The organism is Saccharopolyspora rhizosphaerae (genome assembly GCF_003931915.1).
Lineage (GTDB): Bacteria > Actinomycetota > Actinomycetes > Mycobacteriales > Pseudonocardiaceae > Saccharopolyspora > Saccharopolyspora rhizosphaerae.
Window position 1 is genome coordinate 55821 of sequence record NZ_RSAA01000017.1, and the last position, 10764, is coordinate 66584.

10 protein-coding genes are annotated in these 10764 nt (G+C 70.1%); 5 read left to right on the plus strand and 5 right to left on the minus strand.

Annotated features, from left to right (window positions below):
• Positions 1–129: 129 nt before the first annotated feature.
• Both EIL87_RS18405 and EIL87_RS18410 read left to right on the plus strand, forming a co-directional pair.
• Entirely contained in the window at positions 130–564 is a 435-nt protein-coding gene (locus tag EIL87_RS18405; protein ID WP_199740497.1) for a hypothetical protein, read from the plus strand.
• 26 nt (positions 565–590) lie between these two features.
• Positions 591–2192, plus strand: a complete 1602-nt coding sequence (locus tag EIL87_RS18410) for a BCCT family transporter (RefSeq protein WP_125091803.1) — start codon at positions 591–593, stop codon at positions 2190–2192.
• 60 nt (positions 2193–2252) lie between these two features.
• Here EIL87_RS18410 and EIL87_RS18415 read toward each other — a convergent pair whose 3' ends face one another.
• The 3 genes from EIL87_RS18415 to EIL87_RS18425 all read right to left on the minus strand — a co-directional run bounded on the left by EIL87_RS18415 (position 2253) and on the right by EIL87_RS18425 (position 5399).
• Entirely contained in the window at positions 2253–3347 is a 1095-nt protein-coding gene (locus EIL87_RS18415) for a baeRF2 domain-containing protein (RefSeq protein WP_125091804.1), read from the minus strand.
• 55 nt (positions 3348–3402) lie between these two features.
• On the minus strand, positions 3403–3993 hold the full coding sequence (locus tag EIL87_RS18420) for a hypothetical protein (RefSeq protein ID WP_125091805.1): 591 nt from the start codon (positions 3991–3993) through the stop codon (positions 3403–3405).
• Positions 3994–4091: 98 nt separating this feature from the next.
• Positions 4092–5399: an Nramp family divalent metal transporter gene (locus EIL87_RS18425; RefSeq protein ID WP_125091806.1), complete on the minus strand. Its 1308-nt coding sequence runs from the start codon at positions 5397–5399 to the stop codon at positions 4092–4094.
• Positions 5400–6029: 630 nt separating this feature from the next.
• Between EIL87_RS18425 and EIL87_RS18430 the strand changes: the two genes are divergently transcribed.
• Positions 6030–7484 (plus strand): MDR family MFS transporter, encoded by a 1455-nt coding sequence (locus tag EIL87_RS18430; RefSeq protein WP_233576357.1) that lies wholly within the window; start codon positions 6030–6032, stop codon positions 7482–7484.
• Positions 7485–7494: 10 nt separating this feature from the next.
• Here EIL87_RS18430 and EIL87_RS18435 read toward each other — a convergent pair whose 3' ends face one another.
• Complete coding sequence (locus tag EIL87_RS18435; protein ID WP_125091807.1) at positions 7495–8097, minus strand: methyltransferase domain-containing protein; 603 nt, start codon at positions 8095–8097, stop codon at positions 7495–7497.
• Between the two features lie 791 nt (positions 8098–8888).
• Between EIL87_RS18435 and EIL87_RS27960 the strand changes: the two genes are divergently transcribed.
• Together EIL87_RS27960 and EIL87_RS18445 are read left to right on the plus strand one after the other, a co-directional pair.
• Positions 8889–9074, plus strand: a complete 186-nt coding sequence (locus EIL87_RS27960; protein ID WP_407690554.1) for a hypothetical protein — start codon at positions 8889–8891, stop codon at positions 9072–9074.
• Between the two features lie 44 nt (positions 9075–9118).
• Positions 9119–9736, plus strand: coding sequence for an MOSC domain-containing protein (locus EIL87_RS18445; protein WP_125091808.1), 618 nt, complete (start codon positions 9119–9121; stop codon positions 9734–9736).
• Positions 9737–9739: 3 nt separating this feature from the next.
• On the opposite strand, the gene EIL87_RS18450 is transcribed toward EIL87_RS18445, so the two are convergent.
• The gene (locus tag EIL87_RS18450) at positions 9740–10762 is read right to left on the minus strand and encodes a phosphotransferase family protein (RefSeq protein WP_158628664.1); all 1023 of its coding nucleotides are present in this window, start codon (positions 10760–10762) and stop codon (positions 9740–9742) included.
• Between the last annotated feature and the right edge of the window lie 2 nt (positions 10763–10764).

Sequence of the window (10764 nt, forward strand, 5' to 3'; positions counted from 1 at the left end):
CCGGAGCTCGAGGAACGCGTCCACAGTGGATCTTTCCTGCGGTTCAGCGGCACCCGCGGAGGTGTGGTGGACTGGGTGGGCGCGTACGTGTCGTGGAGGCCCCCGGGTGGCGGGGCGGAGGACGAGGCCGTGGAGATGCCAGCTGAGCGTCGTGCTGGGGGTGCAGCCTCCGCTGGGGCCGGCCGCAGGCGGCCGCTGCTGGTGCTGCGGGTGGTCGGTGCGCTGCTCCTGCTCGGCATGGGCGAGATCCACCTGTTCCTCGTGCTCACCGGCACCGGCGGCCTGCTCGGCGCGTCGTTCGTGGTGAACGCGGTCGCCTCCCTCGTGCTGGCGGTCGCCCTGGTCGTCACCCGCGAGAAACTGCTGCTGGTGAGCGCGTTGAGCCTGCTCCTCGTCCTCGGGACGCTCCTGGCACTGCTGATCGCGCTGACCCCCACCGGGCTCTTCGGGCTGCGGTCGAGCCTGGACTACACGCTCGCACCGACCTCCGTGGTCGTGGAATCGATCGGCGTGGTCGTCCTCGCGACGACCACGGTGCTCGCGTTCCGCATGCGCGGCCGGTGACGATCAACTGATCTTGGGGTGGGCACGTGGAACGACCGGCACCGGACGAGCCGACCCGAGCACCGACCGACCGGGTCGTCTTCGGCGTCGCGGCGCTGCTCGTCCTGATCTTCCTCGGGTGGGGTGTGTCGTCACCCGGGTCGCTGGGGGCGTTCGCCGACGCCGCGCTGCGCTGGGCGGTGAAGGACATCGGATGGGTCTTCGCCCTGGTCACCACGGGGTTCGTGGTGTTCGTCGGGTGGCTGGCGTTGAGCCGCTACGGGGCGATCCCGCTCGGCCGCGACGGAGAGCAGCCGGAGTTCCGCACGCCGTCGTGGATCGCGATGATGTTCATCGCCGGCATGGGGATCGGCCTGATGTTCTTCGGCGTCGCCGAGCCGCTGGCGCACTACGCGCAGCCTCCGCCGGACTCGTTCGCACCGACGGGCGAGGCCGCGGTGCGCGCCTCGCTCGCGACGACGCTGTTCCACTGGGCGCTGCACCCGTGGGCGATCTACTCCGTGGTCGGGCTCGCCATCGGCTACGGCGCCTTCCGCCGCGGGCGGAAGCAGACGATCAGCGCCGCGTTCACCCCGCTGCTGGGTTCGCGCCCGGCCACCAAACCGATCGGCAAGGCGATCGACGTCCTCGCGCTGTGGGCGACGCTGTTCGGATCCGCGGCATCGCTGGGCATCGGCACCCTGCAGATCAACAGCGGCATGCGCAGCGCAGGGTGGATCGGGGCCGCGGGCGGTGCGACGCTGGTGCTGATCATCGGTGTCCTGACGATCTGCTTCGTCGCTTCGGCGGTGTCCGGTGTCGCCCGGGGAATCCAGTGGCTGTCGGGGATCAACGTGGCGCTCGCCGCGTCGCTGCTGCTGTTCGTCCTGATCACCGGACCGACGGTGTTCGTGCTGAGCCTGATCCCCACGGCGATCGGCAACTACGTGGCCGACTTCGCCGAGATGGCGGGGCGCGCCGGGGCCACCGGGGACGATGCGGTGGACGAGTGGCTGTCAGCTTGGACGATCTTCTACTGGGCGTGGTGGATCTCCTGGGCCCCGTTCGTGGGGACCTTCCTCGCCCGCATCAGCCGGGGACGCACGATCCGCCAGTTCGTCGGTGGGGTTCTGCTGGTGCCCAGCGCGGTCAGCGTGGTGTGGTTCGCGGTCTTCGGCGGCACCGCGATCGACCTGCAGCGCCACGGCACCGACGTGACGGCTGCCGGAGGCGAGGAGACGCAGATCTTCGCCGTCATCAACGCCCTCCCGATCCCGGCGGTGATCACGGCGCTCGTCATCGTCCTGGTGGCGATCTTCTTCATCACCGGAGCGGATTCGGCGTCGCTGGTCATGGGGAAGTTCTCCCAGCACGGCACCATCTCGCCGAGCAAGTGGATGATCGTGTTCTGGGGCGTGGCCACCGGCTCCGTCGCAGCGATCATGCTGCTCTCCGGTGGTGACGACGCCCTCGAGGGGATCCAGAACGTGACGTTCCTCGCCTCGGTGCCGTTCGCCCTGGTCATGGTGCTGATGTGCGTATCGCTGTCCCAGGACCTGCGGGCCGATGACCTGATCGAGCGCCGGAGGCGCGCCGAGGCCCGACTCGCCGCGCTCGTCGAGTCCGACGAGCGCGATCCCCCGGCCTGACCTCCTTCACCGGCCGGCCCTCCACCGCCGGTACGCCCGCGGAACCGGGTGCGCCCGGGCTCAGTAGCGCACGATCGCCGCAACGCCGTCCTCGACGCTGACGTCGGGCAGGATCTCGGTGAACTGCGCGTTGCTGTGCACCGCCGACCGCAGCAGCAGGGCGCTCGCGGGCGCGGTGAAGGCCGTGGCGTCGTCGCCGAGCGCGGTCGCATCGCTGACCACCGGCACGGGGTCGCGTCGCGAAGCCACGAGGTTCGGATCGCCCGTTCGGTCGGCCGCCAGCAACAGCGTGTCGACCCGGCCCTCCGAGAGCGCTTCCATCACCGGGTTCATGCCCCGCAGGGCCTGCCCACCGGCGAGTTCCGCTTCGAGCGTGTCGAGCACCTCTCGGTGGCTCTCGACCATCGCCTCGTGCATCGCTTCGTCCACGCTCGCCCGCAGCCCGTCGACGGCCGACTGGTCGGTGCGGCCGCCCTCGACGTAGACGATGCGTCCGGACGGAGGAGCTGTCGCGAGGTGCTGGCGGAGCAGTCCGATGGCTTTCGGGTCGCCGGCGATCAGGATGACCGCGGCATCGACCTCCTCGGCCGCCTGTCGGACGTCCTCGGCGACCTGCTCGGTGTTCTCCGACCAGAGGTTGACTGAACGCCGGTGGTAGGCGGCGTGCGAAACCGCGCCTGCCCGCACCCGCGTGATGTGCAGCGTGGAACCGTTGAAGGTGCGCTGGAACGACGGTGCCGTGGCCGCGGCCGGGTAGGCGTCGACGTCGGCTCCTTCGCGGTCGACCGCGACCACGACGTGCGCGAGCTGGTGGTCCCGGTCGAGGGCCAGCTGGAGCGGGTCGGCCACCGGCAGGTGCAGGGCGCTGTCGCTGCGCGGCGGTTCCGCCATGGTGTGCACGCCGAGGACCTGCCCGTCCGAGCTGAACAGGGCTTCGCCCTGCGGCCCGGGCACGTCCCGGGCTCCTCCCACCACCTCGTCCAGAGCCGCCAAGGACCCGGTGGGAGCGCCCTGCTTGGCGAGCGTGCGCCGGGCGGACCTCCAGCGGAGCTCGATCTGCTTGTCCGCGTCAACGGCACCGCGGCCGGTGTCGAGGTGGACGGACTCGACATCGCCCTGGCACTCGAACAGTGGACGCAGGAACTGCAGGTCCATCGGACACCTCGATCACTAGGCGAACGCCGTGACACCATTGGAACTCCACGGGCGGTCACGTGCCATTCGGTCTTCCGGCCGGCTCTCTCGTGCGCTGCCAGGCTCGCCGAGCGAGGTGGGTGAAGGCGACGATGACCAGCACGTCGACGACGTAGGCGACCCATTCCCAGCGCAGCACCCGACCGAGCGGAAAAGCGACCGCTGCCAGGCAGATCAACGCGGTGTCCCACGGCGGCGCCGCGCGGGTCCACAGCAGCAGTGCGCCGTACACGAACATGGCCGCGGGGAAGGCAGGTCCGGGCAACCACAGCACGAGCAGGCTCAGCGGTGGGTAGTCGTCGAAGCGCGCCAACCCGACCCGGTCGTGCAGGCCGAACGCACCCTCGAAGAAGCCCTGCAGGCCGAACGCGACGGTTCCGAGCATCCCGGCCAGCAGCAGCAACAACCACAGGCCCGCCGCGACCGGTGCGTGTTCGCGCAACCGTTCGTACTCCCCGATCAGCCCGAAAACCCAAGGCACGGTGGAGACTGCGATCAACACGCCACCTGTGACGCCGTAGTGGCCATCGACCCAGAAGAACGGTGACGCCGCGAAGATGACCGGCCCGACCACCAGGGCCAGCGCCTGCAACCGCTGCACGAGCACCACCGCAGGCTAGCGCCGGGCGCGGAGCGGCGCAGGAGCACGACATCGGGCCGACGCACGGGCACCTCCACAGTGGAGGGAACCGGCCGGCCTCCAGGTCAGAACCCGAGGACTTCGGCGAACCCCTGCACGGCCGCTGCGCTGACCAGCAGCGCCACGACGACCAGCGCCAGGTTCTCCTTCCACGTGTTGACGTTGTCGCCCATGATCCGGCGCTTGTTCAGCATCGCGATCAGACCGACGACGATGATCAGCAGGAACGGTGAGGTCAGCACGTGGGAGATCACCACGAGCACGACGAACCCCGGTGCGGCGGGCGAGGACCAGACGATCGCGGCCAGGCCCCAGACGACCACCACCTTGTAGAAGACGTCCCGGCGCGGGTCGTCGCCGACCCGCTCGCGGCGGCCGGGGCGCACGGTGTGCAGCGCTTCGACGCTCATCTTGCTCAGCGCGAACAGCGATCCGGCGACCGTGGTCCACGCCGCGCCCAGCAAGCCGAGGTAGAACAGGTGGCTGCCGATCGGGCCGATCGCGGTGCCCAGCGCTCCGGCGATGTCGGAGGCCTCGTCGACCCCCTCCCCCGTGCTGAGCACCTCCGCCCCGAGCGCCCACACGCACACACCGAGGAAGAGCACCACCACCGAACCGAAGAGCAGGTCGTACTGCTGCACGCGGCGGTAGGCCGGGGTCACCCAGCCCTTCTCGCGCAAGAACTGCGGGTAGAAGAGGTTCGCCATGGAACCGAGCGTGGCCAGGACCAGGCTCGACGCCACCAGCGAGGAGTCGAACAGCCCGCTCTGCGGCGGCAGCTCGAAGGCGAACCCGCGCACCAGCTCGGGCCAGTTGACGCCCACCATGACGACACCCACGACGAACGCCGCCACCATCACCGCGAGCACGACCTTGAAGGTGCCCTCCAGGACGCGGTAGGCACCGCGGAAGGTCACCGCGAACACCGAGACCGCCCCGATCACCGACCACCAGAAGGTCGGCAGGCCACCGAACAACCCGTGCAGCGCGACTCCGACACCGCTGAGGCTGAACGCCAGCAGCAGGTGCGTGTAGAGCACGAAGGAGATCAGCATCAGCCACCCGAACACCGGGTGCGTGCGGGCGAAACCGCGCACGATGCTGGAGTCCCGCTGCACGTTGTAGAGCGGGTACTTCGCGAGGCTGTTGACGAACAGGAAGCGGAAGACCAGCGACAGCGGCAGCACCCACAGCAGCGCGTACCCGTAGTTGCCGCCGGCGACGGAGTTGTCGACGAGGTCGCCGGTGCCGACCCAGCTGAGCGCGATCACGATCCCGGGCCCGAAGGACATCAGGTAGCCCAAGAACGAGGTCGGCGGCGGCGCGGCGGGAGCGTCGTCGGACGTGGTGCTGATCGGCTTCGACTCGACCACGGAAGGCTCCTCTGCCCGTCCCGGCACCACCCCCCGTCTGTTCCACTGTGGACATCACGGGGCAGCGGCCATCGTCACGCAGTGACGCTAGGAGTCCGCACGGAGCCAGTCGAGCGGCAAACGGGTGTTCACGAGAACGATCGTGACGACCGTTCCGGCGAGCGGAACCCGTCCTCGACGTGGTGGTCGTCGGACGCGCGGGGCAGCTCCCGCCTGGCACAGCGCCTCGACGGTGCGCCCGTTCTGCGCCCGGCCGGAGAAGTCGTGGACGATCGCGACCACCGGCCGAGCCGCCCGCCTGGCCCTCCGCGCGGCTGGGCTTCTCGCGACCTCGAACAGGAGCACGACTTCACCTGAGCCTCGACACCCGCCGCACCCCGACCGCCTGTGCTCGCGCCACGGTGCCGACGAGCATCCTGCCCGGCGCGGACGTCCGAGTTCGCCGTAGGAGCCGAGAGACTCTCGAACCGGATGAATCACCCAACCTCGCGATGCTCCACGGCTTGACGGCGCCGCGAGGACCGCCTCCTGCCTCGCCTTCACCGTGCCGCAAGGACTTCTGCGGAAATCGGGCAACGTGCGAACGCGCGGATCAGGAATATTTGCGGCTCGCGGTGTCTTGTAGGGGTCGTGCCCGCTTCGTCTTCCGGTGTCGGTCTGCGCTCCGAGCGCGGCCCGATCTTGCTCGCGCTGATGTTGTCCACGGCCCTGGTGGCGTTGGACGCGACCATCATCGCCACCGCCTCGTCCACGATCGCCCGCGATCTCGGCAGCTTCGCCCAGGTCCCGTGGTTGTTCTCGGCCTACCTGCTGGCGCAGGCGGTGAGCACTCCGCTGTTCGGCAGGCTCGCCGACGTGCTGGGCCGCAAGCGGCTGATGCTCGCCGGTGTCGGGTTCTTCTTGATCGGGTCCGTGCTGTGCGGCGCCGCGTGGTCGATGCCCGCGATGATCGTCGGTCGCGTGCTCCAGGGCTTGGGCGCGGGTGCGGTGATGCCGGTGTCGCTGACGATCGCCGCCGACATCTACACGTTGGAGGAGCGCGCGAAGACGCAGGGCTACCTGGCCTCGGTGTGGGCGATCTCGTCGGTCGTCGGCCCCACGCTCGGTGGTGTGTTCAGCGAGTTCGTCAGCTGGCGCTGGATCTTCTGGATCAACCTGCCGCTGTGCTTCGCCGCCGCAGCGATGCTGCTGCTCAAGTACCACGAGTCCGCGCGCGAAGGCGACCGCGAACCGATCGACTACCTGGGCGCCGCACTGCTGACCGGCGGCAGCACCTCCATGCTGCTCGGCCTGCTCGAAGGCGGCACCAGCTGGGCGTGGACGTCGGTGACCTCGGTGGTGATCTTCGCGGTGGCGGTGCTGCTGCTCGCAGCCTTCGCGGTCCACGCGCTGCGCTCCTCGCACCCGATCTTGAACCTGCGGCTGCTGCGCCGCCGCGTGATCGGCGTGCCCACGGCCGTCGCACTGCTGGTCGGCGTCATCGTGCTGGGTCTGTCGACTTACGTACCGATCTACGGGCAAGGCGTGCTGGGCTTCGGCCCGCTGATCGCCGGTTTCGCCCTGGCCGCGATGACGGTCGGATGGCCGCTGGCGGCGACCAACGCCGGACGGGTCTACCTCGCGCTGGGCTTCCGCTACACGTCGATGATCGGTGCGTCGTTCGTTCTGGCGGGCACCGCTCTCACGCTGCTGCTTGACGAGCAGTCGTCGGTGTTCGTGGTCGGTGCCTTCACGTTCGTGATCGGGGTGGGCATGGGCCTGACCGCGGTCCCGACGCTGATCGCCTCGCAGTCCTCGACCACCTTCAGCGAGCGCGGCGCGGTCACCGGCGTCAACATGTTCGCCCGCTCCCTGGGGTCGGCCGTGGGCGTGGCGATCTGCGGAGCGGTCATCAACGCCCGCACCACCGCTGCCGCCGACGGAACACCGGCGGGACCAGGCCTGATGTCGGCCCTGCACATCGTCTTCGCCCTGCTGGCGGTCATCGCAGCAGGCTTGGTCGTCCTGGCCGTGCTGATGCCTGCGGACCACCGCAGGGACCAGCCGGCGAAGGCGGCCCCGACCGACGAACCAGCCACGGTCTGAGCCTCCGAAGTCAGCTCGCCGGACGGGTGGCGACGAGTTCGATGGCCGGGCTGCCGAGCCGTCGCGGCCGGGCGGTGAGCCCGACGTTGCTGAAACCGGCCGCTTCGGCGTCGCTCCGCAGGGTGCGCGGCGGGACGTCGAGGACGTGCCGGTGGACCGTGAGCACCAGGCGGCCGTTCGGGCGCAGGACGCGGAAGAGCTCAGCGAACCCCGCTCCGCGGTTCCACAGCATCACGTTGTTGACCGAGATCGCGGCGTCGCACGACGCGTCGGCTCTCCCGGTCCGCTCCGCGGACCCGTCGCGCACCTCCACGACACCGGCCTCGACCTGCACCCTGCACCGCGAGGCGGCCATCTCGCGCATCGTCGCAGAGGGATCGACGCCGAGCACGTGACCGGTTGGACCGACCGCGTCGGCGCACAGCCGCAGTCCCACTCCAGGACCGTGGCCAACGACCAGCACCCGTTCGCCCGGCTGGAGCGCGGCTCGGTCCACGGCCCAACGCTCCTGTTCGACGTTGAGGAGCGCCATGACCGACCCACCGGCCCAGCCCATCCACCCCTGCGGACGACCGAACGCCTTGTCGAACACGCGCGTCACGAGGTTGCCCATGGTGAAACCGCACCACAGCCGCAGCCCTGCGGCATCAGGGGTAACCCCCGAACTCGCGCTCGGTGCCTCCCCTGCGGAGGAAGTTCGGTGGACCTCTTGCGATCGTGTTGCTACGTTCCACGAGGCCGTTGAGGAGGTGTCCCCGTGAACGTGGTGACGTGGGCGCTCCTCGTCGAGGTCGCGGTCGGGCGGTAGGTCGTCCGGGAGCGCCGTGGAGCGCACTTCCGGAAGGAACGACCATGCAGTTCACCCTGGAACACGCTTCGACGACGGGGTCGTCGAGCGCGGGTTCTCCCTCGGCGCTGTTCCCGGCCTCCTGTGGACTCCCGAATCGGCGTCCGGCCCGTTGATCCTGGTCGGTCACCCCGGTGGGCTGGACCGGATGTACCCGCGGCTGCTCGGTCGGGCGCGGCACGCCGTGGCGGCGGGGTTCACCGCAGCGACCCTCGAGCTGCCTGGCAGCGGCGACCGCCCGCGTTCCGCAGAAGCCGACCGGGCGCGGGCCGACCTGCGGCAGGCTGTGGAGGCGGGTCGACAGGTTGACGAGATCGTCGAACGGCTCGTTCCACCGCTGGTGGAACGAGCGGTGCCGGAGTGGCGGGCGACCATCGACTTGCTGCTCGCGCTGCCCGAGGTCGATGGCCCGGTCGGGTGTTCGGGCGGGCCCATCGCCATCGGTGTCCGGCTGGCGGTGGTCGAGCCCCGGATCGCTGCCGCACAGCTGTTCGCCGGGAGTTGCGTGCCGCGCGCCACCTTCGAGGAAGCCAGGCAGGTGTTTCATCCCGCTGCTGGTGCTGCTGCAGTGGGACGACGAGGGCAACGACCGGCAGCAGGCGCTCAACCTCTTCGACGCCTTCGGTTCCCGGGAGAGGACGTTGCACGCCAACATGGGCGGGCACACCGGTGTCCCGGCTTCTGAAGCCGACTCCGCGAGCCGCTTCTTCGCCCGGCGCCTGTCGCGTGGTCTCCCGAGCTGAGAATTCGGTCGCGTCGGGCGTGGTTCGGGGCATACGGTCGACGGGTGGAGGTGTTGTCGGTCAACGTCGGTCGGCCTCGGCCGAACCGCTGGAAGAAGGTCAGCACCACCGGTATCGACAAACGGCCGGTGGTCGGGCCGGTGTCCGTCCGCGCGCCCGGGCCCAAGGGCACTGGTGCAGTGGGCCTCGCGGGAGACCGCGTCTACGACGTCGCGCACCACGGAGGCACCGACCAAGCCGTCTACGCCTACGCCCGCGAAGACCTCGACGAGTGGCAGTCCGAACTCGGAACACCGCTCCCGCACGGCTTTTTCGGCGAGAACCTCACCACCAGCGGTCTCGACGTGAACGGGGCGCTCATCGGCGAGCGGTGGCGCATCGGTCAGGACGTCGTCCTGGAGGTGTCCGGTCCGCGGATCCCGTGCGCGACCTTCCAGGGCTGGACAGGGCGTGACGGGTGGATCAAGCAGTTCCTGCGGGCGGCGAAGCCAGGTGCGTACCTGCGCGTGATCGAGCCGGGGGACGTCGAGGCCGGCGACCCGGTGGAGGTCGTGCACCGGCCCGAGCACGACACCACCGTGGCCTTGGCGTTCCGCGCGATGACGCTGGAACCCGCTCTGCTGCAGCACCTCCCGCGCGAGATCCGCGACGCCCTCGACTGAGTCCTAGCGCAAACGGAGGTCCTTCACCGCTCGCCAGGCCAGTTCGGCTTGGCGCTGTTCGGCGTCGGCTCGTTCTCCGACGTCGTAGCCGTCGTCGCCCATGTGCCCCGCTTCGTAGCGCGCGCGGACGCCTGCGGTGATGCAGCAGGAGCGCCAACGCTGGAACGCCACGTAGAACGGCAGGTCCGACAGGTCGCGGCCGGTGAGCTCGGCGTAGCGGGCGATGAGGTCGTCACGGCTCGGGAACCCCGGTTCGGCCGTGGGGCCTGGTGTGACCGGTGCGTAGTCGTCGCCGGGTTCTTCCCAGGTGGCGATGAGCCAGCCGAGGTCGGCCAGGGGTTCGCCCAGCGTGGCCAGTTCCCAGTCGAAGACGGCGAGGACCTCCCCGTCGGCGCCGTAGGAGAGGTTCCCGGGCCGGAAGTCGCCGTGCACGATGCCGGTGGTCTGCTCGGGGACGTTGGCGGCCAGCGCGTCGTGCACCTCGTCCAGCAGCGCCAGGTCAGGTGCTCCGGAGGCGTGGACTTGCTTCTGCCAGCGCCGCAGCTGTCGCTGGAGGTAGCCGTCGCGGCGGGCCACGTCACCGAGCCCGACGGCGTCGGGGTCGAGGTTGTGCAACGCGGACATGCACTCCACGGTCGCCGTGCCCGCCCGCGCCCGCGCGTCGAGCGAGAACCCGGCGGTGGAGTCGCGGTCGGCGAGCACGGTGCCGTCGACGAAGTCCATCACGTAGAACGTCGCGCCGGTGACCTCGGTGTCCTCGCAGTACGCGAGCGGGGTGGGCACTGGGACGTCGGTGCCGTGCAGCGCGGAGATGAACCGCCACTCGCGGCTCATGTCGTGCGCGGTGCTGAGCACTCCCCCGGTGGGTGGCCGGCGCAGCGCACGCACCTCCCCATCGGCGCCGGTGACCCGGTAGGTCAGGTTCGACCTGCCGCCCGAGACCAGCGAGAACTCCACCGGTGCCGGCACGCCGCGCTCGGCGAGCCAGCGGGTGACCGCTTCCCGTTCGATGCCTGGCAGTGCCACCA